Source organism: Lysobacter enzymogenes (genome assembly GCF_017355525.1).
Classification (GTDB): Bacteria; Pseudomonadota; Gammaproteobacteria; order Xanthomonadales; family Xanthomonadaceae; genus Lysobacter; species Lysobacter enzymogenes_C.
In genome coordinates, this window is the sequence record NZ_CP067395.1 from 942,828 (window position 1) to 969,124 (window position 26,297).

Genomic DNA, 26,297 nt, shown 5'->3' on the forward strand with positions numbered 1-26,297 from the left:
AGGTCAGGAGTGCGGCTGCAGACAATGGGAGAGCTCGCCGGCGGCGATGCTCTTGCGCGGGAAGCGGGGCAGGATCGCGCCGGCGGTGCGGCAGCCGGCCGCGAGCGCGTCGTCGAGACCGGCGCCGTTCAAGCGCGCGGCCAGATAGCCGGTGTTGAAGCTGTCGCCGGCGCCGACGGTGTCGAAGATTTCCGCGGCCGCTTCGGTCGCGTAGCGGGTGCTGCGGCCGTCGACGTGCCCCAATGCGCCGGCGGCGCCGAGCTTGACGATCAGATGCGCGCCGGGCTTGAGCAGCGCGGCGACGCGCTGCACCGCGAGCTCGAGCTCCTGGGTTTCGGCGATGCTCATCGCCTCCAGCTCGTTGACGAGCAGATGGTCGCAATGGGCCAGCCAGCCGGCGACTTCGCGCTGCACTTGCGAGGTCCAGCCTTCCGGCGGCCAGCCGGTGTCGAGCGCGACCTGATAGCCCCGGGCCGACGCCTGCGCCAGCAGTTCGCCGAAGCCTTCGCGCAGGCCCGACAGCAGGAACGGGGAGGTGAACAGCGCGACGCTGCCGTGCGGTGCCGGCGGCAGGTGCTTGAGCACGAAGTCCGGGCTCAGGTGTTGCAGATGCCCGCAGCTGGTGAAGAAGGTGCGCTCGCCGTCGGGGTGCATCAGGCCGACCGACATGGTGGTGTCGCTGCTGCAGGTCTGCAGCTCGATCCGGATGCCGGCGAGCTGCAGCAGCAGCCACTGGGCCAGATCGTCGTCGCCGATCGCGCCGATCAGGTGCGGGCTGAGGCCGAGGTGGCGGGCGGCAAGGGCGGAGTTGGCGGCCGAACCGCCGGCGCGCAGCTCGCTGCGCGGCAGCAGTCGTTCGGTGCCTATCTTGGGCCAGCCGTCGAGCGTGCCCAGGACCAGGTCTACGCTGACGTCGCCGACGATGCTGAATTGGGGCTGATCGGACTTCATGGGGCGACTATAGTCACCCCGATCCGGTCTCGTCAATAAAAATATCCAGTGGAAGTTTAATTAAATGCGGCGTCCTCCGGCGGCCGGCCGGTGGCCCAGCAGCTCGGCCGCGTGCAGTTCGCCGAACTCGTCCTTCTGCAGGCCTTCCAGCCGCGGCGACAGCAGTTCGTGGATCGGCAGCACCGCGGCGCCGAGCAGGGAACAGTCTTCCTCGCGCTGGGAAATCATCACCCGCGGCAGTTCCGGGGCCGGGCGGCCGCGCACCGAGCGGTGCCAGGGCTGGGCGAGGTCGACCAGGCGCTGGACCAGTTGCTGCGGCGCCGATCCGCCGATGACGATGGTCTGCGGGTCGAGCAGGTTCTCGATCATGCAGATCGCATCGCGCAGGCGCTGCGCGGCTTGCTCGCACCATTGGCGCAAAGCCGGGTCGTCGGCGGCGTCGAGCCGTTCGAGCAGGGCCGGCCCGTGCACCTGCGCATCGTCGAGGCCCAGCGCTTCGGCCAGCGAATGCAGCGACAGGTAACGCTCCAGGCAGCCGTGGTTGCCGCAGTAGCAGGGCGTACCGCCGGGAACCACCGGCACGTGGCCGATCTCGGTCGCGTTGCCGTCGGCGCCGCGGTAGTTGTTGCGGCCGACGATCAGCGAGCCGCCCAGGCCCATGCTCAGGTGCAGGTAGAAGAAGTTGTCGAGGTGGCGGGCGACGCCGTACAGGGTCTCGCCGAGCGCGCCGGCGACGCTGTCGACGCTGTGGAACAGCGGCAGGCCGGTGGCTTCCTGCAACTGGTCGAGGATCGACAGGTCCTTCCAGCCTTCCAGCGCGGTCGGGCCGACGAAACTCAGCTCGGTGTCGCCGAGGGGGCCGGGCAGGGCCACGCCGATGCCCCACAGCCGCGCATTGGCCTGGCGGCGCAGGCTGGCGACCAGTTCCAGCAGGCCGGCGAGCAGTTGCGCGCGGTCGCAGCCCTGCAGCTTCACTTCGCAGCGCGCATCGATGCGGCCGACCAGGTTCACCAGCGCGCCCGAGGCGCGGCCCGGTTCCAGGCTGATGCCGATCGACTGGCCGGCGTCGGGGTTGATCTCGAACGCGATCGGCGGCTGGCCGCGGGTCTTCAGATCCTTTTGCCGGCGCGAGACGATCAGGCCGATCGACTCGAGTTCGTTGGTGATGTTGGCGACCGTCTGCGGGCTCAGCGAGACCTTTTCCTGGATGTCCTTGCGCGAGGCCGCGCCGTGCTGGCGGATGAAATCCAGCACGAGGCGGCGGTTGTAGGGGGCGCTGGATTGCTGGGTGGCGCCGCGGCCACTGTTCATAGGCGTCGAAACCGGTTGAGCGTAGGGGAGGGGAAAAGCACCGTCGTATTATTCATACATCCATGTGAAGTATTTATTGACGATGCGTGTCGACATGGCTAAGTTGCGCTGTGCCTAGTCTATCCGGAACCGTGTCAATGACCTCTTTGCCGCCTTCCCGCAAGACCGTAGTGCTGGCGTTGGCCGCGTTGGCGATCGCCGTGTCCGGCCTGTCGCACGTGGCCGCGGCCGCGAGCCCCGAGGGCAAGACCACCGTATCGGTGAGTCTGCCGACCGAGCCGCTGCTGGTGCAGATCAATCAGGTCGCGCTGGAACGGCGCGGGCCGAAGCTCGCGATCGTCGAATACACGGGCGACGCCGACGCGGGCCGCTACACCGTGTTGCGCGACGGCAAGGCGGTCAAGCAAGGCGAACTGAAACCGCTGCCGGCGTTCGACGCCTGGGGCGCCGGCAAGCGCTACTACAGCGTCGATTTCTCCGACGCCGAGCAGGCCGGCCGGTATCAAGTGGACGTGCGCATCGGCAAGCGCCGCGCGCTGTCGGCGCCGGTGCCGGTGCCGGTGCGCGACAACGCGGTGTTCGCCACCACCGGCGCGCAGCTGCTCGGCTACTTCAAGCGCAGCCGCCACACCGACGCGGCCGACCGCGACCTGCCGATCTTCAAGACCGAGCGCCGGGTCGATGCCTGGGGCGGCTGGCAGGACGCCGGCGGCGACAAGGGCAAGTACCTCTCGCACCTGGGCTACGCGAACTACTTCAATCCGCAGCAGGCCTCGATGGCGGCCTGGGTGCTGGCCTACGGCGCGGACACGCGCAAGGCGTTGTTCGCCGCCCACGGCCTGCAGGCGCAGGTCGAGGACGAGGCGTTTTGGGGCGCCGATTACCTGCACCGCATCCTCGATGAAGAAGGCTATTTCTACACCACGGTGTTCGACCAGTGGGGCACGCCGGGCGCGCAGCGCATGGTCACCGGCTACGAAGGCGCGGCCGGCACCTACACCACCCTGTACCGTTCGGCGTTCCGCGCCGGCGGCGGCATGGCCATCGCCGCGCTCGCGCGCGCCTCGATGCTGGCCAAAAGCAGCGGGCGCCACGGCGAGTTCGACGGCGCCCGGTACCTCGCCGACGCCGAGCGCGCCTATGCGCACCTGCGCAAGTTCAACCCGCAGTACTGCGCCGACGGCAAGGAAAACATCATCGACGACTACACCGCGCTGATGGCGCTGGTGGAACTGCGCAACGCTACCGGCCAGGCGCGCTACCTCGACGACGCGCGCGAGCGCGCCGCGAACCTGATCGCGCGGCAGCAGGCCGACGGCGGTTTCGTCAGCGACGGCGGCCGCCGGCCGTACTACCACGCGGCCGAAGCGGGCCTGCCGGTGATCAGCCTGTCGGCCTATGCCGACATCGAACCCGAGCCGGCGCGGCGGCAACGCGCGCTCGACGCGATCGGCTCGGCGCTCAAGCACGAGCTGGCGATCACCCGCGCGGTCGCCAACCCCTACGGCTACGCGCGCCAGCGCTTCCAGCTGACCCGCGACGGCAAGGCCGAAGGCGAGGCGCTGGAAGGCTTCTTCATCCCGCACCGCAACGAAACCGGCTACTGGTGGCAGGGCGAAAGCGCGCGCCTGGCCTCGCTCAGCGCGGCGATGATCGTCGGCGGCCGCAAGCTCGCGGGCGAGAGCGTCGCCGGATACGGCCTGCCGGCCGACCGCGCCGCTTACGCGCAGGACCAGCTCGACTGGACCCTGGGCCGCAATCCCTACGGCATGTCGATGCTGTACGGCTTCGGCCGCAAGAACCCGCCGACCGTGCTGGAGAGCGCCGGCGAAATGTTCGTCGGCGGCATCTCCAACGGCATCACCGGCGCGGTCGGCAGCGACACCGGCGCCGGCATCGCGTTCGCGCCGGGCCCGGATTCGGAGCAGTGGCGCTGGGTGGAGCAGTGGATTCCGCACACCACCTGGATGCTGTTCGCGGTCATGGCGATGTCGGGCGAGGAGACCCGCTGAGCCGCGGGTCCGCCGTCGCGCTCACAGACGCAGATCGCCGGCGACCTCGATCTTGGGAACCCGCAAACCCATCGCGATCCACGCCTGCATCAGCTTCGCGAAAAACCGCAACGACTGGCGTCTGTGATTGGGTACGTCGTCCGGCAGCGCGGAGGGATCGGCCAGATCGCCGGTCATGGTGCGCATCTCCAGCGGCGGCAGCGCGCCGTCGCGCCACAGGCCGGCGTACAGGCTCAGCCAGTGTCCGCCCTTGAATTCCAGGAACACCGGCGTGTTGCAGCAGGTGGCCAGCACGCGCCGGGTGCCTGAGTCGGCGGCGAGGCGGAATTGCTTGAGATGCTCGGCGCCGGCGACGAAGGCGACGCGGTCCTTGCGCTGCATCACGAAGCCGGTGCCGCCGTGTTCGTTGAGCACGCGCGGGGCGCCCGCCAGCCGCGCCATGCGCGCGCCGGCTTCGCGGCAACTGTCGCAGCAGCATTCCACGCGGGCGATGGGGGCACCTTCGACGTCGAGGGCGAACCGGCCGCAAGCGCAGGCCAGATGTTGGATCGGGGACATGGCGGGCCTTTCGTGAGGGTCTCGACAGGACGACGAACGGGCCCGGGCCATTTCGACAACTGTGCTTGCGGATCGCCGGCGCGGGCGCTGCCGCGGGCTGAGCCGAGCCCAGGACCGCGCTCGAACGACGGCTTGACCGATACCCGGAGCCCGCACCGAAGGCCACCCGCCGGTATCGCCCGCGGACGGCGCGGCTAGCGTCGTCTTCGCGCCGCTCACGCGCGGCGTTAACGCCGCGGCTGCCAGGGTCGTGACCACGCCCGGACCATCGAGGAGACCGCAATGAGCGATTCCGAAGCGCTTGCGCGCAAGCTGTGGAAGCACCTGCACCACGACCGCACCGTGATGCTCGGCATCGAGGAAGAAGGCGGGCATATGCGGCCGATGACGGCCTTGGCCGAAGGCGACCGCTCGCCGCTGTGGTTCTTCACCGCCCGCGATACCGAGCTGGCGCGCCGCGTGGACGGCCCGCGCGCGGCCACGGTGGCGTTCGCGGCGAAAGACCACGCCTTGTTCGCCAGCATCCGCGGCAGCCTCGTGCTGGATACCGACCGCGCTGTGGTCGCACGCTTGTGGAACCCGTTCATCGCCGCGTGGTACGAGGGCGGCCAGGACGATCCCAAGCTCGCGCTGCTGCGTTTCGACGCCGGCAACGCCGAGGTGTGGCTCAACGAGAACAGCCTGCTGGCCGGGGTCAAGCTGTTGCTCGGCGTGGATCCGAAGAAGGATTACGCGGACAAGGTCGGCGAAGTCGATCTGGGCCGTTGACGCCGCGCGTGCTGACTACCCCGGACGGCCGCTATATCGTCGTGGACGGGCGGTTGTGGCGCGCGGCCGATCCGCGCCTGTCGGCTGCCGAGAAGGAACAAGCGGTGGCCGAGCTGATGGCGGCGCGGCGCGCAGTGCGCGCGGCCGCCGGCGATGCCGATGCGGTGCGCGAAGCGCGCGCCCGGGTCGATGCGGCGAAACGCAAGCTCGGGGAACGCGGGCCGGTGTGGTGGAGCGACGGCGCGCCGGATTACAACCGGCGCATGGTCGCGCGCACGCCGTATGCGCAATGGTTCGAAGCGCAGACCGCAGAGGAGTGAAGCGGCGAATGAAGTTCCGGCGTGGCCCGGTGCTCTTGGCGTCTCCCTTGCGCACCGCCGGCGACGCTTAAGCCTCGTCGCCCTCGGGCGCGGGATACAGCCGCTGGCACACCGGGCAGAAGAACGCACGCCGTTTGAAACGCCCCAGGTGCTTGCGGAAGCTCAATCGCTCGCCGTCGCGCGGACAGTGGGTTTTCGTGTGCACTTGCAGATGCCGCTTCAGCTCGTAGGCCTTCTTCCAGCGGTAAAAATCGAAGCTGTAGTCGCGCGCCTGGGCGATCAGTTCGCTGAGCTTGCGCGGCGGCAAGGCGCCGATCAGGCTTTCCGGGTGCACGCGGATGCGGTGCAGGGCTTCGTTCTTGATGATGTTGCCGACGCCGGAGAACACGTTCTGGTCGAGCAGGGCGTCGGCGGCCAGCGCCTGCGGCATCTGTTTGAGTTTCTTGCGCGCGGCCCTGGCGTCCCAGTCCGGGTTCATGACGTCGGCCGACCAGTCGTAGACCTCGTCGAGCGGCTGGTCGATGAACTTGATCGAGCATGCATAGAAGTTGAGCTCGTCGCCGCCGTCGAACTGCAGGCTCAGGCGCGGCGCGGCCTCGCGGCGTTCGTTGATGCGGTAACTGCCGTACAGCATGAAGTGCACGCGCAGGCTGAAGTCCGAAAACTCCAGCAGGAAATGCTTGCCCCACGAGCGTATCGCGCGGATCTTGCGCCCCTGCATGCGCTGGATGTCCTGACTGCTGTTGCCGGTCACCTGCCGCACCGTGCGTCCGGCGAACGATGCGGCTTCTTCCTTGAGTATGACGATCGTCGGGCCTTCGGGCATCGGCGTGAGGACCATGAGGTGGAATCGTTCGCCGCACGGGCGCGGCATCGGCGGAACGCGGGAAGCGCAGCGTTGCGCCGACAATGTGGCGGCCGCCGTTAAGGACGCGTAGCCGATGCCGCCGGCGACGATCACGCTTGTGCAACGGCCGGGGCCGCAGCGAGCGCGACGATCAGCGGGGCCGTGCGCTGCGCGGCGGCGTGGGCGGACTCGCGCACGACTGCTGGAAGTGCAGCGCATCGGGGACCGCATGACCTGCGGCGGTGTTGTCGAACACGCACCAGGTTTCGGTCCCTGCCACGGCCTCGGCGCGGACCGCGGCGGCCATCGCGGCAAGGCGATCTTCGCCGTAAGCGCTGTAATAGATGCGCGGCGAACCATGCCAGCGCCAGTAGCGCAGCGCGCCGTCGGCCGAGGGGATTGTCGCGGCAGGCAGCGGAACCGCGGGATCCACGCCGGCGCGCTGCACGCGATGACGCTGCAATAAGTCCTGCGCCTGCTCGCCGAACCACGAGCGATGGCGCGGCTCGCAGACCACCGCCGCTGCGCTGCGGCGGCCAAGCATGGCGAAAAACCGCGCCGCGACCGCAGCGTCGAATCGCAGCGACGGCGGCAGCTGCACCAGCAACGCGCCGAGCCGGTCGCCGAGGCCCTCGACCTGGCCGACGAACTCGTCGAGCAAAGGTCCGACCGCTTGCAGCCGGGCTTCATGGGTGATGGCGCGCGGCAGCTTGGCGCTGAAGCGGAACCCGGGCGGCACGCTGTCGGCCCAGCGCTGCCAGGTCGAGCGCCGGTGCGGCCGATAGAACGAGGAATTGACTTCGACCGCATCGAAGCGCGTCGCGTACGCGGCCAGCACGCTGGCGCCGCCGCCGAAACGCGCGCGTTCGGCGGCGGGCAGAGACCAGCCGGCGCAGCCCACGCGCACGCGCGTCGGCTGCGGGCGGTTCGAGGCGGTCAAGGTCGGGTCGATCGGTGCGGGCGTCGACGCGGTTCGCATGCGTCCGATGCTGCCGCCGGTTTCGTAGCACGGGCGTGAACGCGGCGCGGCGTGCGCGGCGCAACGGCCGCCTGTCACTCGGCGTCGACGCTCCACTGCGTCAGCCGCCCGAATCCGACCTCGGCGACGATGGCATGAAGCCAAGCCGTATACGTTTGCGGCGCGCGCTGCATCGACTCGCGCAGCGACGCCAGCGGCATCCAGACCCACTCCTGCACTTCCTGCGGATCCGGCTGCGGCGCCGCGTCGGCGCGGCCGACGAAAAGATGATCGAACTCGTGCTCCGTCAGCCCTTCGGTCACCGCCAGTTCGTAGACGATGCTGCCGACGCGGCGCAACGCGCAATCGAAGCCCATTTCTTCGCCCAGGCGGCGGTGGGCCGCGTCCTCGACCGCTTCCCCGGGCCGCGGATGGCCGCAACAGGTGTTGGTCCACAGTCCGGCGGAGTGATATTTGCCGTCGGCGCGCCGCTGCAGCAGCAAGGCGCCGGCCGCGTCGAACACGAACACCGAGAAGGCGCGGTGCAAGCGGCCTTGCCGGTGCGCGTCGAGTTTTTCCGCCGAGCCGATTTCGCGATCGCGATCGTCGACCAGGACGAGCATCTCTTTCATCGGGGCGGCGCGCTCGGCTTCGTGGGCGTCAGGAATACCACAGGCACGGGTACGGCGCGTGACCGGGTCGCGGTTGTGAACATCGCATCAAAAGCCTCGCCGCACGCTTTTCTCGAATCGCTAACGGACTTCGCGCACAATGCCGATCGCAGCGGCGCAGCCGGATTCGGTTCGCCGCATCGCACCGGCAGTCGCACGAGGAACGGCAATGAACGACAGGGGCAGCGAATCGGCTCGGCAACGGGCGCTCGACAAGCTCAAGGCGGTCGATACCGCCGCGAATCCGCTGTACGACGACGTGACCCGGATCGCCGCGACCGTGTGCGACGCGCCGATCGCGCTGGTGTCGTTGATCGACCGCGACCGGCAGTGGTTCAAGGCCAAGACCGGCCTGGACCTGGCGCAGACGCCGCGCTCGATCGCGGTCTGCGATCACGCCATCCGCGAACCGGACGAGGTGTTCGAGGTGTCCGATCTGGCCCAGGACCCGCGCTTCGCCGATTTCCCTTACGTCGCCGACGGCACCGCGCGCTTCTACGCCGGCATGCCGATGACGACCGCCGACGGCGACGCGGTCGGGACGGTGTGCGTGCTCGATGCGCAGCCGCGTCGGCTCACCGACGAGCAGCGCGACGCGCTGGAAGCGCTGTCGCGGGTCACGATGGCCTTGCTCGAAGCGGACTGCCGCCGCCATTACCGCAAGGCGGCCGATGCGGTCGAACCGGCGGCGCAGGGCGAAGCCGCGCAGTGCGCGGAGCCGTTCCATCTGGCGATCGTGCGCCTGGACCGGCTCGCCGAGGCGGTCGCCGAACGCGGCGAGCGCGCCACCGAGAAGCTGGTGGCGGCGCTGGTCGCCGAGCTGGAGTCGTGCACCGAGCCCGGGCTCGGCGACTACCTCGACCGCGTCAGCGACAGCCCGGAGATCGTCGCGGTACTGCGCGGACCGAACGACGAGCCGCGCCTGGATCGCCTGCGCGCCGCGGCCGACCGCTTCGCCTCGCAGCACCGGCTGTCGTTGCATGTCGGCGTGTCCGAGGCGAACACCGCGGACGAGAATTTGATGGCGGTGTACCTGCGCGCCGACGAGGCCTTGTCGCGGGCGCGCGACGCCGCGGCCGGCACCGCCTGAGGCTGCGTGCCGGCGCAGCTCAGCGCCGGATGAAGAACGCCACCGGCACCATCACCTCGACCGGATCGCCTTCGATCTGCGCCGGCGGCGCCGGCACCGGCGCGGCCAGGCGCACGGTCTCCAGGGTGCCCGCGTCGAGTGCAGGATAGCCGCTGCTGCGGCCGATGCGGATCTGCGAGACGTCGCCGTTGCGGGCGACGGCGAAGCGCACGTAGGCGACGCCCTGCTGGTTCAGGCGTTGCGCCTGACGCGGGTAGCGGCGGAATTTCTCCAGGTGGCCGAGCAGCAGGTTCTGCCAGACCGCGGCCGCGTCGTCGCGCCGGCCGGACACGTCTTGCGGCGCGGCATAGCTCGCCGCGGCCGGCGCCGGCAGATCCGGCGGCGCCAACGTCGCGGCGACTTCGGCGGCCTCGGCGGGCGCGGGTGGGGCGGGCGCCGGCGCGGGCGGCGGCAGTTCCGCGTCGGCATCGACGGCGCGCGGCGCTCGCAATTGCGGTTGCGGGCGCGGCTCGACCGCGGCGCGATGCTGCTCGCGTTGCGCAGGGCCCGGCGGCAATTCCTTGGGCGGCGCCGGCGGCGCTTGCGGCGTCGGCGCCAGTTCCACCATCACCGCCGCGGCCGGCAGCGCTTGCGCTTGCAGCGGTTCGCGCGAAGACCACCACAACGCGCCCGCCGCGGCCGCGCCGTGCACGGCCAGCACCGCGCCGAAGCTGCACAGCCAGCGCCAGCGTTCGCGCGCCTGCGGGCTCACGGCGCCGCCTGTTCCATGCCGACGAGCGCGATCTTGAGATAGCCGGCGGCCTGCAAGGCGTTCATCGTCTGCATCAGCTCGCCGTAGGCCACGCGCTTGTCCGCGCGCAGATAGATGCGCCGTTCGCGGTCGCCGCCGCTGGCGCGTTGCAACGCAGTTGCCAGTTCTTCGCGCGTCACCGCCGCTTCGCCGAGGCGCAACGACAGATCGGCCTGGACGCTCAGGAACAGCGGTTCGGCGTCGCGCGGCTGCGGTTTCGCGGCGCTCGCCGGCAACTCCACCGGCGTGTCCACGGTCGCCAGCGGCGCGGCCACCATGAACACGATCAGCAGCACCAGCATCACGTCGATGAACGGCGTGACGTTGATTTCGTGATGTTCTTCGAGCGCGTCCTCGTCGTGGCGCGCGGTGCGGATCGCCATCGCCGCGCCCTCAGTGCGCCGCCGCCACGGCCTGCACCGGCTGGCGTCCGCCGGGCCGGTCGAGGTCGCGCGAGACCAGTTGCTGCACGCTCGCCGACACGTCGCCGAGCGCCGCGCGCAGGCTGGCGAGCGCGCGGGTGAAGTGGTTGTAGATCGCCACCGCCGGGATCGCCGCGACCAACCCCAGCGCCGTCGCCAACAACGCTTCGGCGATGCCCGGCGCGACCACCGCCAGGCTCGTCGCGTTGGCCTGGGCGATGCCGACGAAGCTGTTCATGATCCCCCACACCGTACCGAACAGGCCCACGAACGGCGCGATCGCGCCGATGCTGGCGAGCAGACCGACGCCCTTGCGCCATTGCCGCGCATGCGCCAGCTCGATCCGCTCCAGGCGCGAGCCGATGCGCTCCTTGATGCCGGCCGGATCGAAACCGCCGGCCGACAGCCGCAGTTCGCTGCGCGCGGCTTCGATCAGCTGCAGCGCGGCGCCGTCGCCGAGCGCGGCATCGGCCTGCGGCAGCGGCAGTCCCGGCGCGTCCAGCAGCAGCGAACGCGTCAGCCCCAGCCGGCGGCGCAGGCGCGAGAGCTCCCAGCTCTTGGCCACCAGCACGGTCCAACTGGCGACCGACGCCAGCGCCAGCGCGATCATCACCGCCTTCACCACGAAGTCGGCGGCCAGATACATCTGCCACGGGGTCAGCGCGGCGGCGGATACGTCGGTAGGCAAGCTCATGATCGGTTCGCAGAAAAAGCGAGCGGCCGCGTGCGGCGGCGCTCGAAGTGAAAGAAGGACGATGCGGCGCGGCTCAGCATCGCGGCGGATCGGGCAGGGTGGGGCGCGGCGCCGGCCGCGACAGCACATAGGCCGCGCTGGCGGCGAAGCCCAGGCCGACGCCGAGCGCGAGCTTCCACGACGGATGCGCGCCCCACCAGAACGCGGCGAAGCCGAGCGCCATGCCGAAACCGGCGAACAACTTGCCCTTGCGCGAGATCGCCCCTTGCTCGCGCCACAAACGCAGCGCCGGGCCGTAACGCGGGTGCTCGAGCAGGCGCCGCTCGAACTTCGGCGAGCTGCGCGCGAAACAGCCGACCGCGAGGATCAGGAAGATCGTCGCCGGCATGACCGGCAGCAACGCGCCGACGACGCCGAGCGCGACCATCAGCCAGCCCAATCCGAACCAGAGCCAACGCATCGTCAAAGCCGGCGCATCAGCGCGGCTCCGTGGATTCGGCCGGCGCGCGGCGCTTCACGCGAACTCGTCCTCGACATGAGCGCGCACGCGCTGGAACGCCGCTTCGGCGCCGGCGATCACTTCGCCCTCCTCGGCGAGACTCAGCGCGACCGAGTCGAGCGCGCCGGTGAACCCGCGCCAATGCCGGGCCACGCCGTCGGGATGCGCGGCCAGATGGCGCGCGCCGAACCCGCTGTCGAGGCCGAGCTTCGCGGCCAGCTTGTACAGCACGCTGCCGCCGAGGTTGGAGCCTTCGGCCACGTACAGCCAGCCCAGCGCCGCGGCCAGTGGCAGGTCGGCGCGCACTGCCGCGACCGCGAACGGCGGCAAAGGCTGGCCGAGGTCGCGCAGGTCGGCGGCGATCTGCGGCAGGCGCCGGCGGCCGGACAGGTCCGGTACCAGCGCGGCCAGCGCGTCGTTCGCGTACAACCCGTCGATATCGCAATGGAAGCGGTACTGCACGCGCAGGAAGCGGGCGAAGCGGTCGCGGCTGGCGAAGATGCCGCCGGCCATGATGCGCTGGTCGAGGCGGTCGTGGGTGGCGTGGGTCGCGGCCTTGAGCCGCTGGCTGCGGCTGGCTTCGACGCGGTCGGTCGCGGTGTTGGGCATGTAATCGGCCGTCAGTAGCGGTAAGTGAAAGCCAGGCGCGCGGTGCGCCCCGGCGCCGGCAGCACGCCGAGCGCGAGCGGGTCGAGGTAGTAGCGGTCGCCGGCGTTGTCGAGGTTGAAGTCGACCGCGAACTGCTCGCTGACCTGCCAGCTGGCGAACACGTCGACGATGGTCGCGGCCCGGTACAGCTGCTGGATCGCCGACAGGCCGACGTTCCATTCCTTGTCGAGCTTGCTGATCGGCCCGGCGTTGTGCACGGCGCGCAGGCCGACGGTGAAGCGCTCGTCGTACGGGCGCAGGCCCACGGTCAGGTTGACGTTGTAGCGCGGCGGGTTCTGGGTGTTGGTGTAGGAACCTTCGAAGCCGCCGTCGACGCAGTCGGGCGTGCCGATCAGCTCGGCGATCTTGCGCTGGCGGCCGTACGCGCGGCGCTCGGCGGCGATGTCCGGCGCGCAGGTCTTGGCCTGGAAGTAGTAGTGCGCCGACAGGTCGGCGAACACCAGGCCGCTGTCGTAGCTGGACTGGAACTCGACGCCGGAGACCTTGAAGCGGTCGACGTTGCGGATCAGCCCGGCCGACAGCGTGCGGTAGTCGCGGGTGATCAGATCGTCGATGCGGGTGTCGAAGTAGGCCAGCTTGAACGCGGCGCGGTCGCCGTCGGCGAACAGGCCGTGGCGGATCGTGCTGGCGCCGATTTCCAGGGTCTTGGCGCGTTCGGGCTTGAGTTCGCCGACCGGCTTGGCCGCGGTGAACAGGCCCAGCGTGGTCTCGAACAGGCTCGGCAGCTTCACGCCCTCGGCGTACTTGGCGTAGACCATGCTGTCGTCGTCGAAGCGGTAGGCGACGCTGGCGGTCGGGGTGAAAGCGCTGTCGCGGCGGCGGATCGGCTGCGACCAGTTCCATTTGACCGGAACGATCAGGTCCTGCGCCGGGTCGGCGTCGAAGAAGTTCCAGCCGCCGATGTCGGCGACGGTGCCGTGCTTGTACGGCGAGGCCAGCAGCGAGGCCTGGGTGAACTGGCCGTTGGCGTCGGGGTACCAGTTCAGCAGGGCGACGCGCTTGGCCCGCCACGCCGGCAGGTTCGGATTGCCGTTGAGCAGCTCGGTGTAGCGGAACCGGCCGATGCTCGCGCTTTCCGCGACCGTGGCCAGGCGGTTGCGGTCGTGCACGCTGACCCGGCTGTAGCGGCCGCCGGCGAGCAGTTCCCAGTGTTCGTCGGGCTGCCACTTGGCCGAGAACACCGCGCTGTATTCCTTGCGCTGCGCGTTGCGCAGGAAGCGGTTGTTGATGAGGTCGTCGTGCAGGATCGGCGAGTCCTTGCCGGGGCGGATGTCCTCGTCGCTGTACGACAGGCCGTAGTCGAGGATCAGCTTGCCGGCGCCGACGCTGAGCTTGCTGGTGTTGCTCGCGTCCAGGCCGAAACGCTGCTGGCGCAGGTTGTTGCGGTACGCCTCCTTGTAGCCCGGATCGGTGTTGAAGGTCGGGCCGTCGTACCATTCGGTACGGCGCTCGAAGTACCACGGAGTGATGCCGGTCAAGCCGTTGTACATGCGGCTGTCGGCGTCGGTGTACCAGGCGTTGACGCGCAGGTCGACCAGGTCGCTGTCGGGATCGAAGCGGTAGCGCAGGCTGTAGGCGTCCATGCCGATGCGGCCGGGATCCCACTGCGGCACGATGTCGCGATTCACCCGGATGATCTGCGAGGCCATGATCTCGCCCTGTTCGCCGTCGAAGCGGCGGTAGCCGGCTTCCAGGGTCTGCGCGTCGTCGATGCGCCAGGTGCCCTTGAGCAGTACCGACTCGGACTTGGCCGAGGTGTTGAACACTTCGGTGCGCGGCGGATTCAGCGGCGCCAGGGTGCGCCGGGTCTGCGGGAAATCGTCGTAGCCGTGGCGGCCGGAGTAGTAGTTGCCGGTGTCGCGCCAGGCGTACGCGGCGACCAGATCGAAACGGTCCCAGCGCGCCGCCGCGGCGATGTTGCCGAAGCCGCCGCCGAGCGCGTTGCGGTCGTGGCGCGGCACGTCGCCGTACGCGGGCAGGTCGCGCGCGCTGGCGTTGGAGACGCCGCCGCGCACGCGCAGACCCCACTCGCGGCCTTCGCGCAGCACGTCGTCGGCCTTCAGCGTTTCCATCTCGACCACGCCGCCGATGCCGCCGGACGCGTTGGCCTGCAGGCTCGGCCCCTTGGTGACGGTGAGGCTGGAAATCAGGTCCGGGTCGAGGTAGGTGCGCTGCGATTGGCCGGCGTAACCGCGATAGGTGTCCATCGTCGACTGGCCGCCGTCGATGATGACCGGCACCCGGCTCTGGCCCTGGATGCCGCGGATGTTGACGTCCAGCGCATTCGCCGTGCGCGGGTCCCCGGCGGTGACGCCGGCGATGCCCTTGACGATGTCGGCGGTGGACGCGCCGCGGAAACGTTCGATGGTTTCGCGGGCGACGTAGGTGCTCGAACCCGGATTGCGATAGGTGTTGAGCAGGCGCGCTTCGTTGCTGGCGGCGCCGGCGCCGCCGGCGAGGTCGCGCTCGCCACCGACGCGCAAGGTGTCGGTGACGATCACATCTGCAGCGACCGCGGCGGTCTTCTCCAGCGCGACCGCGTCCGCGCCGACCCGGCGCACGCTCAGCCCGGTGCCGCGCAGCAACTGCGCCAGGGCCGCGTCGGAATCGAGTTCGCCGGCGACGGCGGTAGAGCGCGCGCCTTCGGCCAACGCCGCGGCATAGGCGACCTGCACGCCGGACTGGCGCATGTAGGCGCGCAACGCCGAAGCCAAGGATTGCGCGGGAATGTCGAAGCGCCGCACCGCCGCGGACGTCGCGGCCGAATCGGCCTGGGCCGCGGCGGGCAAGGCGCTCGCGGCGATGACGGCGGCGAGCAGGGCGGTGCAGAGGCGGGACGGGCGCGGCAGCGCGCCCGCGCGGGTGTAGGTGGGCATGAAGAAACCTGTCGGAAAGTCGGCGCCGCGGTCGCGGCTCGCCCGCACGGGAGGCGGGCACGGCGGCGTACGTGGCGGCGGCGAAGTACGTTCGCTGGATAAGACGGATCGCGCCGCCACAACCCCAAGACGAATTTCATCGCCGGACGCAGCGGGCGACGAACCGGCATCGCGCCGGCTGCGTCGCTTTGCCGAGTCGGCGCTCAGCGCGGCGCGGCCGGCTGCACGATCGCCACGCCGAACGGGAGCCGGGTCACCGACAGGCCGGCGCTCGCGGCCAACGCATCGAGCGCCTGCTCGGGCCGGGCGATGCGCAAGGCCGCGCTGACCTTGGGCAAGGCGGCCAGATCGCCGCGGATCAGGATCGGACCGGCGCGATAGCGCGCGAGCTGGCGCACGGCGGCATCGACCGATGCCTGGTCGAGCAGCAATTCGCCCTGGCGCCAGGCACCGACGCCATCGGCCGGCGCGTCGTCCAATCGGGCCACGCTGCGGCCCGGGCCATACGCGGCGCGCTGGCCGGCGTCGAGGTAGGTCCAGCCGCCTTCCGCCGTCGCCGCCACGCGCACGCGGCCCTGGCTCACCGCGGTTTCGATGCGGCCATCCACGTCGGCGACCGCGAATGCGGTGGAAATGTCTTCGACCAAGCCATCGCCGGCGGCGACCGCGAAGCGCCGGGCCGGATCGGCGGCGACCTCGAACCAGACCCGCCCGCGCAGCAATTCGACCCGGCGTTGGCCGCGGTCGTAATGGACCGCGATCGCGCTGTCGGCATCGAGCACCGCGCGGCTGCCGTCGGGCAGGGCGACGGTTTCGGCGCCGTGCGCGCTGCGGTGGTCGGCGCGCAGCCGCAGCCAGGCTTCGGGCGAGGCCAGCGCCAACACCAGCACGGCCGCCGCGGCCAGCGCGGGGCGCCAGCGGCTGCGCGTTCGCTGCCGGCGCGGCTGCGGCAACGCCGCGCTGCGTTCGGGCTCGTGTCCGGGCCGCGGTCCGAGGCTGCGCCACAGCTGACGTTCGCGCTCGAACGCGCGGCGGTGGCCGGGGCCGTCCAGCCAGCGCTCGAAGTCGCCCAGGCCGGCCTCGTCGGCCGCGCCGGAGGCCAGCCATGCGATCCAGCCGCGCGCTTGCGCGTGCAGGTCGTCGGTGTCGTCGATAGCGGCGGAACTTTGCGGCTGGCTCATGGCGGGCGAGGGCGATGCGGAGGCGGCAAGGGCGGTACCCAGATCAAGACGTGCGGGCGAGGGCTTTACCCAAGGCCGATTGCGGCGGCCATGCGTCATCGCCCGATGCGCGCGTTGGCCAGCCGCTGCAAGGCCGCGCGCACGTGGTTCTCCACGGTCGTCACCGACACGCTCAAGCGTCGCGCGATCTCGGCCTGAGTCAGTCCTTGCAAGCGGTTGAGCCGGAAGATCGTGCGGGTCGGTTCGGGCAGCCGTTCGGCCGCGGCCAGCACGCGTTGCAGTTCGTCCTGCGCCATCGCCTGTTCCTCGGCCGACAGCGCTTCGTCCGGGCCCCACAGGTAGTGCTCGGCCAATAGCTGGTTGCGGCGCGTGCGTTCGCGGCCCCAATCGGTCGCCAGGTTGGCGGCGAGCTTGAACAGATAGGCGCGCGGATTGTCGATCGCCGACGCGTCGCCGACGCTGCGCAGCTTCAGCCAGACCGCCTGGACCACGTCCTCGGCGCCGTGATCGTTGCCGAGGATGCGCTGGGCCAGCCGCAACAGCGCGGGGCGCTCGCGGATCAGCAATTCGGCGAGGCCGGGCGGGGCGTCGCGCTCGTCGCAGCCGTGCGGGCTCGCGCTCGCCATCACTCGCCCGCCAGCGGCTGGAGCGCGTGGGAACGGACGATCGCGTGCGCGGCGGCGCGGCGGAAAAGGCGTTGGAATCGCATGACGGCGGCAGGGTTCGTAGAGCGCCGTCTGCCGTCTGGACCGGAAAGGTCGCGGGCACGTGTGCGATGAGCGGAGCTGCGCGCGAAGGCGCAGTGCGCGAATCTTAAGAGCAATTCGTGACGTGCCGCAAGTTTCGCGGCCTGATCGCAGGCGGCCGACGGCTCCGCGAGCGCCGTCGCCAGCGACGCGCTCGCGACCGGCTCGCAACGCCGCGACGTCGGTTCAACCGCGCGTCGCGCGCCGCGCCGGCGTGCGGCTCACCCGCTGCAAGCAGTACCGGTTGCGCTCGCGCTTGGCCGCGTACAACGCCGCGTCGGCCGTGGCCATGAGTGCGTCGCCGGTCAGCGACGGGTCGTCGGCGTAAGCGACGCCGATGCTGGCGGTGACCAGCAGCGCATCGCGGCCGACCGGGATCGGGCGGCGCATGCGCTCGATCAGCTTGCGCGCCACCGCCTCCGCGGCCGCCGGCGCGTGCAGGTCCTCGATCAGGACCACGAACTCGTCGCCGCCCAGGCGCGCGGCGAGGTCGCCCGCGCGCAGGCAGCCGGTCAGGCGGCGGGCGAACGTGCGCAGCACTTCGTCGCCGGCGGCGTGGCCGTGGCCATCGTTGATTTGCTTGAAGCGGTCGACATCCAGATACAGCAGCGATACCGCGCTGCCGCGCTCCACGCTGTGCACCGCCAGCGCCAGCCGCTCCTCGAACTGGCGACGATTGGCCAGGCCGGTCAGGGCGTCGAAGCGCGCCAGCCGCTCCAGTTCCCGCCGGCTGCGTTCCAGCGCCGCCTCGGCCTCGACCCGGCGGCTGACGTCGCGGCCGGCATAGATCACCTCGATGCCGTCGCCGCGCTCCGACGGCACAGGACGCAGCACCGATTCGATCCAGACATAACGGCCGTCGCTGTGGCGCACGCGGTAGATCGCCGTGCGCGGCTGGCCATCGGCGATCGCCTCGGCCAACAGCTGCCGCTGGCTGGCCAGATCGTCGGGATGGACCAGCGGGTCGCGCGAACCGAGCATTTGCGCCGGCTCCCAACCCAGGATGTCGCGCGCCGAAGGCGACACGTACACGCGCTCGCCGTCCGCGCGCATGCGCACGACGACATCGTGGGAATAATCGGCAAGCATGCGGTAACGGCGCTCGCTGTCGCGCAGGCCGGCCGCCAGGCGCTTGCGCTCGGCCATCGCCAGCGCGACCGGAATCGTCAGCAGGCAGCCGCCGGCGATGTACAGCTGCAACAAGGCGATGCGGCCGGAGGTGCCGACCTCGGCCAGCCACAGCGGCCCGCGGCCCAGCGCGGTGGCGACGCTGCCGATCAACGCCAGCAGGACGATGCCGACCGCGACGCCGGCGAAGCGATGGCGCACCGCGCCCAGCAGCAGCGCGGGGTAGGCCAGGAACAGCACGGGGTAAGGGCTCAGGAACACCACGCCCGCGGTCGCCGCGACGCAGCCCATGGTCAGCACGAACGACAGGCGCCGGCCGGGCGCGGTGAACATCGCCCGGCCTTCGCGGTGCGCGACCAGCGTCGTGGTGCCGAACATCACCTGGCCGACGACGTGGGCGGAGAACCACATCAGAAAGCCGGGCCAGAACGCCGCGTCGTGGAACAGGCGCATGGCGCCGGCGCCGATCAAGCCCGAAACGGTGCAGGCGAACAAGGTGCTGGCGGTGGCGATGCCGCCGAGACTGATCCAGCGTTTCGGGTCGCCCACGTCCGGTATCGACCGGCGCACCAGCACGGCGAGCAAGGCCGCTTCCAGCGCATTCGCAGCGGCCAGCACCGCGCCGCTGTCGAGCGGATCGTCGGCGAGCCAGCGCACCGCCAGTTCGACGGCGAACGCGGCGGACAAGTACAACGGCCACAACCGCGTCCGGCGCGACAGCAGCCAGCCGGCGAGGATGCCGTTGCCGATCCACACCGCCGACAACTCGCCGGGCCCGCGCGCCAGTGTCACCGACGACCACGCCGACAGGCCGGTCAGCGCGGCCAGGGTCGTGAGGTCTATGAAAATCCGTCGGGCTCTGGATGAGGGCATGCTGGATGACGGCATGAGCGCTTGCGCTGACAGCGCTGACCACCGCGGTCTGCACCGGTGAGCGGATCCTGGCCGAGCATGGCGGCGCTGGCGTTACTCTCGGGTCAACGCGCGCGGCTCGTGCATTCACGCGCATGCCACGTCGCGAACGCCCGCGCGACGCTGTGCGATCGCGTTTGCGCGCTCGCGGTGAGGCAAGGTGAGACGGCGGCGGGCCGTCGCGCATCGGCTTTTTGCGACTGTCCGTCAGAAGACGATCTCGACCGACCCCGCGCTGCGTTCGGCCTGCCCGTGATGCACCGCTTCGATGTTGTTGCCGTCCGGGTCGAGTACGAACGCGGCGTAGTAGCCCGGATGGTACGGCCGCTCGCCCGGCGCGCCGTGGTCGCGCCCGCCGTTGGCCAGCGCGGCGCGGTGGAATGCATCGACCATCGCGCGGTCGCGCGCCTGGAAGGCGAAGTGCTGGCGGCCGGTGAGCTCGCCCTGCGCCGCGCGGCTGTCGGCGGTGGAGACGAACAGTTCGTCGGCCCAGAAATAGTCCTCGCCGGCGCCGCCAACCGGAATCTCCAACGCCTGAAATACCGCCCCGTAGAAGCGGCGGCTGGCGGGAAGGTCGTTCACCACCAACTGCAGATGATCGATCAGGCGGCCGCGGTGCAGGGTTTGCTTCGCCATGACGGGCTCCGGCTCGGGTTCGAGCGCGCAGCTTAGCGTCGCGCCGCGCAACGGCGGCGTCGGCGCCGGGTGAAGAATCCGTGGCTGCAGCGCTGCGCGCAATGCGCCGGATCCCGAACGGTCAATGGCAGGCGAGGGCGCGGCGCACGCGGCGGTCGATTTCCATCGTCTCGCCGTCCTCCCGCGCCAGTTCGTACAGATCGCGCCGGCAGGCGTGCACTTCGCATTGGAAATTCGGCGGCGACAGGGTTTTGCGCAGGAACGGGATGGCGACTTCCAGGGCGGCGAGTTCGGCGACGAGCTTGGCGTTGCGCATGGGCGTTTCCAGGTCGGGTCGTTGCGCCGGATGCTCGCCCCCGGCGCGCTAAAAACCGATCAACGCCGAGTCAATCCGGCGCGCGAACCGCTTAACCGATCGCGCGCCGAGCGGATCCCGCGTTCGTAACGGCGCAGCGGCTTGTGCAGGCGATGCGCGATTTCCTCGACGCCCGTCGCGGTATGGCGATGATGCGGTTCCGCGACGGGCGTCGGAAAACGGGTGTCGGATACGGGCCGTCGATCGCCAGCGGGTTGGCGTTCGCGCAACCGCGCGATTTCAGGCGCGCGCTTCCGCTTCGGCGCGCGCAGCGACCGACGCGTGATCGGACAGCAGCCGCCATGCCACCGCCATCGCCAGCGCGACGGCGACCGCGCCGGCCAGGTACACCGAGGCGATTCCCTGCGCATGCGCCAGCGCGCCGGCCAGTGGGCTGGTGACGCCGAGCGCGATGTCCAGGAACGCGACGTAAGCGCCCATCGCCAGGCTGCGCGTCTGCGGCGGAGCGCGCCGCACGGCTTCCACGCCGAAGCCGGGAAACGCCAGCGAGTAACCGAAGCCGGTCAGCGCCGCGCCCAGATACGCCAGCGAGCGCTCGTGCGCGCCCCAGATCAGCAACTGGCCGGCCGCCTCGATCGCCACGCTGACCAGCGCCACCTTGGCCCCGCCGAGCTTGTCCGGCAGGTGGCCGAAGCACATCCGCGCGGCGATGAAGGCCAGCCCGAACGCGGTGAACGCCAGCGCCGAATCGCCCCAGTGCTTCGCCGCGAACAGCAAGGCGATGAACGCGGTGATCAGGCCGAAGCCGACGCTGGACAGCGCCAGGCCCAGACCCGGCCACAGCACCGCGCCGAGCACGGTGTAGAACGGCGTGCGCCGGGTCGCCGGCGGCGCGACGGCGCGCACGCGCGCGATCACGGCCAGCGCCGGCAGAGGCAGCAGCGCCACCAGCGCGGCGATGCCGGAAAAGCCCCAGGCCGCGTTCGCGGCGACGCCGAGCGGCGCGCCGAGCGCGTACGCGCCGTAGATGGCGATGCCGATCCAGACGATGACCTTGCCCGCGTGGTGCGGACCGACCAGGCCGAGCGCCCAGCCCAGCGCGCCGGTGGCGATGAGGCTTTCGCCGAGCGCCAGCAGCACCCGCCCGAGCGCGATCACGCCGACCGCCACGGCGGGATTGGCCACGAACAGCAGCGAAGCCAGATACGTCAGGCCCGCCGCGGACGCGAACAGGCAACCGGCCACGACCGCGCGCTTGGCCCCGCGCAGGTCGGCGAGGTTGCCGGCCCACGGACGCGACAGCAGAGCGACGACGAACTGCAGGCCCACGACCGCGCCGATCGCCAGCGTGTCCAGGCCGAGCGCGTCGTGCAGGTGCAACGGCAGCACCGGCATCTGCGCGCCGAGGGTCAGGAAGGCGAAGAAAACCGCGAGGGTGATCGGCAGCAGGCGCAGGAACACGCGCTCGCCTGCGGGCGCGGCGGTGTGAGCTTGTGAGGACATGGCAATACTCGAAGGTTCGCGTGGCGGATCGGGCCGGGCCGCGCAGCGGCAGGCCCGGCCGGCCGGACCAGGCCCGTGACCTGGCGGCCGGCGGCTGCGGCGGACGGACGCGTGCGCGACGCCGCGCGGACGCGGGGTCAGCCCAGGCGGATCGACAGTTCGACGTCGTCGCCGAACGGCACCGACAGGTAGCCGCTGTCGGCCGAGCGCACGCGCGCCAGATACTCCGGGCTGTAGTCGGCGTTGTCGGCGACGATCAGCGCGCCGGGCCGCAGCCGGCTTTCGACCCGGTCGAGCACTTCGCAGTAGATCGACTTGGCGCCGTCGAGCAGCAACAGGTCGATGGCGTCGGGCAGGTCGTTGGCGAGGGTTTGCAGCGCGTCGCCTTCGCGGATCTCGACCAGATCGTCGACGCCGCCTTCGATCAGGTGCCGGCGCGCCTGGGCGACCTTGGACGGTTCGAACTCGCTGCTGATCACGCGGCCGCCGCCGTTGTCGCGCAGCGCCGCGGCCAGGTACAGGGTCGACAGCCCGAACGAGGTGCCGAACTCGACGATGGTGCGCGCGCGGGTACTGCGCGCCAGTTGGTACAGCAGCACGCCGGTTTCGCGCGAGACCGGCAGCCACAGGTCCTTGGCGCGGCGGTAGAACTCCAGGTAGTCGGTCTTGCTGAGCATCAGCCGCTCGCGTTCTTCGCGCGAGAGTTCGGACATCGCCGGGCTTGTGGCCTGGCTGGCCTCGGCGAACAGGCGGTCGAGCAGGGGCGCGATGGGCGCGCGGGTCAGGATCGTGGTCATGGGGGCTCCGGTGGGCAGGTGATCGCGGCTCGTTGGCAACGCGAACGATTGATCGCGTTTCGAAAATAATATGACGGACTAGTCGCATTGAAAATTCGCATTGGGGTTCGCGTTTCGGCGATGACCGCCGGCATCGCGCGAAGCGGCGAATTCGCAGCGGACGGGCGCCCTGGGCGGTTGGCTTTGGCGCCGATGGCCGGAAAAAGCTCAGGTTTTCATTCGCGACTCGCCGCTGTTTCGCGGTGCGGCGGTGGCCGCAACCGCCGCGCGTGCGCAGCGGCGGCCGGGCGCGGCCGAGGCTTGAGGCCGCAGGCGGGCGCGGCTAATATGCGAACAATCCATCGCATCCGCCGATGCCTTCGTTCCGCCGCAGCGCCGGCGCCTGGACCGCATGCCGCCATGACCCAACGCCGCCGCCCCCAGATCGCTTCGCGCAAGCAGCCGCAACAGGCGCGTTCGACCGAACTCGTCGCCGCCATCCTGCAAGCCGCCGTGCAGGTGTTGAGCGAGGAGGGCGCGGCCCGCTTCACCACCGCGCGCGTCGCGGAGAAGGCCGGGGTCAGCGTCGGCTCGATCTACCAGTACTTCCCGAACAAGGCCTCGATCCTGTTCCGCCTGCAAGTCGACGAATGGGAGCAGACCCAGAAGATGCTGCGCGGCCTGCTCGAAGACGCCGCCACGCCGCACCTGGAGCGCCTGCGCGCGCTGGTCCACGCGTTCCTGCGTTCGGAATGCGAGGAAGCCGAAATCCGCGTCGCGCTCAACGACGCCGCGCCGCTCTACCGCGACAGCCCGGAAGCGCGCAGGGCGCGCGCCGAAGGCGACCGCATGGTCGATGCGTTCATGCTCGAAGTCCTGCCCAAGGCGTCGGCGGCCTCGCGCGATCTCGCCGGCGAGATCGTCTTCACCACGCTGGCCACCGTCGGCAGCAGCTTTTCCCGCACCCGCCGGACCAAGGCGGAAATCAAGGCGCAGGCCGACGGCATGGCCGACATGTTCTGCGCTTACTTGCGCGGCTTGCAGGACGCTTGACCCTGGCGCCCGCACGAAGACGCCGCTCGCGCGTACCGTTTGACGGCGCGCGCGAGCGGCACTAGAGTCCCGCCCGCAGCCGGCGTCACGGCTGCCGCAGGCGTTATCGTCATCCAACGCGCCCAACACCGAGAGGGCCTCAGCAGAGGGAACTCGGAGCACAAGCGCTGCGGTAACGCTTCACCAGCCCGTGTCCGGCTGCCTTCGCGAATTCGCTCGCGGCCCTGCCAAGGGCCGGGCGACGCGATGGCGCTAGCCGGCCGTCGCCGGGCGACCGCGGCCTTTTCCTCGACACTTTCGGAAAGGCACCGTCATGAAAACCACTGGCAACACCCTGCTCATCACCGGCGGCAGCAGCGGCATCGGCCGCGCGCTCGCCGAAGCGTTCCACGACCGCGGCAACCGCGTCATCGTCACCGGCCGCCGCCAGGATCTGCTCGACGAGATCGCGGCGCGCCGTCCCGGCATCGTCGGCCTGCCGCTGGAACTGGGCGACCCGGCATCGGTGGCGCGGGTCGCGGCCGAAGTCCGCGAGCGATTCCCCGAGCTCAACGCGCTGATCGCCAACGCCGGCATTTCGCGCCCGGAGGACCTCGCCGGCGACCGCTGGGACGGGCTCGATGCCGAAGCCATCGTCGCGACCAACGTCATCGGCGTGGTCCGCGCGACCGCCGCCTTCCTGCCGCTGCTCAAGGGCAAGCCGGACGCCACGATCCTGGCGACCGGCTCGGCGCTGGCGTTCGTGCCGCTGGCGAGTTTCCCGGCGTACTGCGCCAGCAAAGCCTTCCTGCATTCGTGGCTGGTGTCGCTGCGCCATCAACTGCGCAAGCTGCCGGTGGAAGTGCTGGAGCTGTCGCCGCCGTACGTGCGCACGGCGCTGACCGGCGCGCAGCAGGCCGCCGACGCCCGCGCGATGCCGCTCGACGAGTACGTCGCCCAGGTGATGCAGAAGCTCGAGCGCGGCGACCATCCGCGCGGCGAGCTGTTGCTCGACCGCGACCAGGCCCGGCGCTGGGCCGAGCGCGACGGCACCTACGACGCGCTGTTCGCAGCGATGAATCCGGGGTAAGGCGGGCGCCTGCATGGCGGCGCAGACGACCGGCCGCACGATCGCATCGGCGCGAACTGCGACGCGTGCCGCGCGTCGTGACCCGGACGCAACGATCGCTCGCGTACGCTCGCATTCGTATCGCGCGCACCGCGCTGACAACCAGATGGGGAGTCCCACCGTCCATGCGCATCGTCTCCGAACCCCGCACCGTCCATGCCGTCGGTCTCTAAGGGCTCCATCGCCATCGCGGCGTTCTCCACGGTGGTGGAGTGGTACGACTTCACCTTGTACCTGTACTTCGCCACCACCTTGTCGCGGGTATTCTTCGGTTCGGCCGAGACCTCGCTGCTGGCGACGCTGGGCGCGTTCGCGATGGCGTATCTGATGCGGCCGCTCGGCGCCGTCGTGTTCGGCCGCTACGGCGACCGCCACGGCCGCCGGCGGATGATGCTGTGGTCGGTGGGCCTGATGACCGCGGCGATGCTGGCGACCGCGCTGCTGCCCACGCGCGAGGACGCGGCCTGGTCCGGCGCCGCGCTGATCGCGCTGCGCTGCGCGATGGGATTCGCCGTCGGCGGCGAATACACCGGCGTGGTCGCCTATCTGATGGAAGGCGCGCCCGCCGACCGGCGCGGGCTGGTGACGGCGCTGGCCGCCGCGGCCAGCGAAGTCGGGGCCTTGCTCGCGGTGGCGGCCGCGGCGCTGACGGTGAACCTGTTGCCGGCGCCGGAACTGGATCGCTGGGGCTGGCGCCTGCCGTTCCTGCTCGGCGCCGCCCTGGCCGCGGTGGTGTGGGTCTTGCGCAGCGCGATGGAGGAATCGCCGGAGTTCCTTCGCCAGCAGCGCCGCCACAGCGTGCCGCGGGCGCCGCTGTCGCTGGTGCTGAAACAAAACTTCGCCGGCATCGCGCGCGGTTTCGCCATCTCCGCGTTGGGCTCGGTGACTTATTACGTCGGTATCGCCTATGTGCCGTCGTTCCTGGTCGCGGTCGGCGCATCGGCCGAGGCGGCGGCGCTGAACCTGGCGGTGTGGGCGGCGCTGGCGGTGATCCTGGTGACGCCGCTGGCCGGCGTCGCCTCGGACCGTTATGGCCGCCGCCGTTCGCTGATCGCGCTGTGCCTGGGCAGCGCCTGCCTGCCGATGCTGATGTTCGGCTGGATGACCGGCGGATCGGCCGCCCACGCCTGGCTCGGCGCGGTGGCGCTGGCGGGCCTGGCCGGCGGCGTCAGCGCGGTCGGCGCGGTGACGACCGCGGAGCAGTTCGCCGGCGAAGGGCGCCTCAGCGGCCTGGCCTTGGGCGCGACCACCGCGACCGCGGTGTTCGGCGGTCTGGCGCCGGTGGCGGCGCAGTACTGGGTCGGCGCGAGCGGTTGGCCGCAAGCGCCGGGCCTGATGATCAGCCTCGTCGCACTGGCCGTGCTGCCGGTGCTGCTGCGCCTGCCGGAAACCGCGCCGCGGGTGCTCGCGCGCCTGGACGCGCTGCGTCCTCCCAGCCGTTCGCCCTGAAGGCCCGCCGCAACTCGCGCGCCGCCCCTTGCCGGGCCAGCGCATCCAGCCGC

Annotated in this window: 26 protein-coding genes; 7 read left to right on the forward strand and 19 right to left on the reverse strand. The window is 70.8% G+C overall.

Annotated features, from left to right (window positions below; genetic code table 11):
• Window positions 1-3: 3 nt before the first annotated feature.
• Window positions 4-951: a carbohydrate kinase family protein gene (locus JHW38_RS03760; RefSeq protein ID WP_207524690.1), complete on the reverse strand. Its 948-nt coding sequence runs from the start codon at window positions 949-951 to the stop codon at window positions 4-6.
• Window positions 952-1,011: 60 nt separating this feature from the next.
• Window positions 1,012-2,262 carry an ROK family transcriptional regulator gene (locus JHW38_RS03765; RefSeq protein ID WP_207524691.1) on the reverse strand — a complete coding sequence of 417 codons (1,251 nt, stop codon included), beginning with the start codon at window positions 2,260-2,262 and terminating at the stop codon, window positions 1,012-1,014.
• 137 nt (window positions 2,263-2,399) lie between these two features.
• On the opposite strand from JHW38_RS03765, the gene JHW38_RS03770 reads away from it, so the two are divergent.
• The gene (locus tag JHW38_RS03770; RefSeq protein ID WP_207524692.1) at window positions 2,400-4,274 is read left to right on the forward strand and encodes a glycoside hydrolase family 9 protein; all 1,875 of its coding nucleotides are present in this window, start codon (window positions 2,400-2,402) and stop codon (window positions 4,272-4,274) included.
• Between the two features lie 21 nt (window positions 4,275-4,295).
• Here JHW38_RS03770 and JHW38_RS03775 read toward each other — a convergent pair whose 3' ends face one another.
• Window positions 4,296-4,832, reverse strand: coding sequence for a GFA family protein (locus JHW38_RS03775; protein ID WP_207524693.1), 537 nt, complete (start codon window positions 4,830-4,832; stop codon window positions 4,296-4,298).
• A 282-nt stretch (window positions 4,833-5,114) separates the two neighbouring features.
• On the opposite strand from JHW38_RS03775, the gene JHW38_RS03780 reads away from it, so the two are divergent.
• Together JHW38_RS03780 and JHW38_RS03785 are read left to right on the forward strand one after the other, a co-directional pair.
• Entirely contained in the window at window positions 5,115-5,600 is a 486-nt protein-coding gene (locus JHW38_RS03780) for a pyridoxamine 5'-phosphate oxidase family protein (protein WP_207524694.1), read from the forward strand.
• An 8-nt stretch (window positions 5,601-5,608) separates the two neighbouring features.
• On the forward strand, window positions 5,609-5,920 hold the full coding sequence (locus JHW38_RS03785; RefSeq protein ID WP_428995285.1) for a hypothetical protein: 312 nt from the start codon (window positions 5,609-5,611) through the stop codon (window positions 5,918-5,920).
• A 67-nt stretch (window positions 5,921-5,987) separates the two neighbouring features.
• Here the strand turns inward: JHW38_RS03785 and JHW38_RS03790 are convergent, their stop codons facing one another.
• From JHW38_RS03790 to idi, 3 genes are all read right to left on the reverse strand, one after another.
• Entirely contained in the window at window positions 5,988-6,746 is a 759-nt protein-coding gene (locus JHW38_RS03790; protein WP_207526238.1) for a DNA-formamidopyrimidine glycosylase family protein, read from the reverse strand.
• A 172-nt stretch (window positions 6,747-6,918) separates the two neighbouring features.
• On the reverse strand, window positions 6,919-7,674 hold the full coding sequence (locus tag JHW38_RS03795) for a DUF72 domain-containing protein (RefSeq protein ID WP_428995308.1): 756 nt from the start codon (window positions 7,672-7,674) through the stop codon (window positions 6,919-6,921).
• A 146-nt stretch (window positions 7,675-7,820) separates the two neighbouring features.
• Window positions 7,821-8,357 (reverse strand): isopentenyl-diphosphate Delta-isomerase, encoded by a 537-nt coding sequence (idi, locus tag JHW38_RS03800; RefSeq protein ID WP_207524696.1) that lies wholly within the window; start codon window positions 8,355-8,357, stop codon window positions 7,821-7,823.
• A 208-nt stretch (window positions 8,358-8,565) separates the two neighbouring features.
• Between idi and JHW38_RS03805 the strand changes: the two genes are divergently transcribed.
• Entirely contained in the window at window positions 8,566-9,486 is a 921-nt protein-coding gene (locus tag JHW38_RS03805; RefSeq protein WP_207524697.1) for a GAF domain-containing protein, read from the forward strand.
• Window positions 9,487-9,505: 19 nt separating this feature from the next.
• On the opposite strand, the gene JHW38_RS03810 is transcribed toward JHW38_RS03805, so the two are convergent.
• From JHW38_RS03810 to JHW38_RS03870, 13 genes are all read right to left on the reverse strand, one after another.
• The gene (locus tag JHW38_RS03810) at window positions 9,506-10,237 is read right to left on the reverse strand and encodes an energy transducer TonB (protein WP_207524698.1); all 732 of its coding nucleotides are present in this window, start codon (window positions 10,235-10,237) and stop codon (window positions 9,506-9,508) included.
• A complete protein-coding gene (exbD, locus tag JHW38_RS03815; RefSeq protein WP_207524699.1) occupies window positions 10,234-10,659 on the reverse strand; it encodes a TonB system transport protein ExbD in 426 nt (141 codons plus the stop codon). Before exbD ends, JHW38_RS03810 begins: the two co-directional genes overlap by 4 nt.
• A gap of 10 nt (window positions 10,660-10,669) precedes the next feature.
• On the reverse strand, window positions 10,670-11,392 hold the full coding sequence (gene exbB, locus JHW38_RS03820; protein WP_242691182.1) for a tonB-system energizer ExbB: 723 nt from the start codon (window positions 11,390-11,392) through the stop codon (window positions 10,670-10,672).
• A gap of 73 nt (window positions 11,393-11,465) precedes the next feature.
• The gene (locus tag JHW38_RS03825) at window positions 11,466-11,852 is read right to left on the reverse strand and encodes a YbaN family protein (RefSeq protein WP_207524700.1); all 387 of its coding nucleotides are present in this window, start codon (window positions 11,850-11,852) and stop codon (window positions 11,466-11,468) included.
• 54 nt (window positions 11,853-11,906) lie between these two features.
• Complete coding sequence (locus JHW38_RS03830) at window positions 11,907-12,500, reverse strand: biliverdin-producing heme oxygenase (protein ID WP_207524701.1); 594 nt, start codon at window positions 12,498-12,500, stop codon at window positions 11,907-11,909.
• Between the two features lie 11 nt (window positions 12,501-12,511).
• Window positions 12,512-15,436 carry a TonB-dependent receptor gene (locus tag JHW38_RS03835; protein WP_207524702.1) on the reverse strand — a complete coding sequence of 975 codons (2,925 nt, stop codon included), beginning with the start codon at window positions 15,434-15,436 and terminating at the stop codon, window positions 12,512-12,514.
• Between the two features lie 203 nt (window positions 15,437-15,639).
• Window positions 15,640-16,617: a FecR family protein gene (locus JHW38_RS03840; protein WP_207524703.1), complete on the reverse strand. Its 978-nt coding sequence runs from the start codon at window positions 16,615-16,617 to the stop codon at window positions 15,640-15,642.
• 95 nt (window positions 16,618-16,712) lie between these two features.
• The gene (locus tag JHW38_RS03845) at window positions 16,713-17,243 is read right to left on the reverse strand and encodes an RNA polymerase sigma factor (RefSeq protein ID WP_207524704.1); all 531 of its coding nucleotides are present in this window, start codon (window positions 17,241-17,243) and stop codon (window positions 16,713-16,715) included.
• A gap of 306 nt (window positions 17,244-17,549) precedes the next feature.
• Window positions 17,550-19,364 carry a diguanylate cyclase domain-containing protein gene (locus tag JHW38_RS03850; protein ID WP_207524707.1) on the reverse strand — a complete coding sequence of 605 codons (1,815 nt, stop codon included), beginning with the start codon at window positions 19,362-19,364 and terminating at the stop codon, window positions 17,550-17,552.
• 246 nt (window positions 19,365-19,610) lie between these two features.
• Window positions 19,611-20,039: a VOC family protein gene (locus JHW38_RS03855; RefSeq protein ID WP_207524708.1), complete on the reverse strand. Its 429-nt coding sequence runs from the start codon at window positions 20,037-20,039 to the stop codon at window positions 19,611-19,613.
• Between the two features lie 121 nt (window positions 20,040-20,160).
• A complete protein-coding gene (locus tag JHW38_RS03860; protein ID WP_207524709.1) occupies window positions 20,161-20,355 on the reverse strand; it encodes a hypothetical protein in 195 nt (64 codons plus the stop codon).
• A gap of 279 nt (window positions 20,356-20,634) precedes the next feature.
• The gene (locus tag JHW38_RS03865; RefSeq protein WP_207524710.1) at window positions 20,635-21,858 is read right to left on the reverse strand and encodes an arabinose transporter; all 1,224 of its coding nucleotides are present in this window, start codon (window positions 21,856-21,858) and stop codon (window positions 20,635-20,637) included.
• Window positions 21,859-21,995: 137 nt separating this feature from the next.
• The gene (locus tag JHW38_RS03870; protein WP_207524711.1) at window positions 21,996-22,655 is read right to left on the reverse strand and encodes an O-methyltransferase; all 660 of its coding nucleotides are present in this window, start codon (window positions 22,653-22,655) and stop codon (window positions 21,996-21,998) included.
• Between the two features lie 399 nt (window positions 22,656-23,054).
• On the opposite strand from JHW38_RS03870, the gene JHW38_RS03875 reads away from it, so the two are divergent.
• From JHW38_RS03875 to JHW38_RS03885, 3 genes are all read left to right on the forward strand, one after another.
• Complete coding sequence (locus JHW38_RS03875; protein ID WP_207524712.1) at window positions 23,055-23,687, forward strand: TetR family transcriptional regulator; 633 nt, start codon at window positions 23,055-23,057, stop codon at window positions 23,685-23,687.
• Window positions 23,688-24,000: 313 nt separating this feature from the next.
• Window positions 24,001-24,756: an SDR family oxidoreductase gene (locus JHW38_RS03880; protein ID WP_207524713.1), complete on the forward strand. Its 756-nt coding sequence runs from the start codon at window positions 24,001-24,003 to the stop codon at window positions 24,754-24,756.
• A 195-nt stretch (window positions 24,757-24,951) separates the two neighbouring features.
• Window positions 24,952-26,244 (forward strand): MFS transporter, encoded by a 1,293-nt coding sequence (locus tag JHW38_RS03885; protein WP_207524714.1) that lies wholly within the window; start codon window positions 24,952-24,954, stop codon window positions 26,242-26,244.
• The last annotated feature ends 53 nt before the right edge of the window (window positions 26,245-26,297 follow it).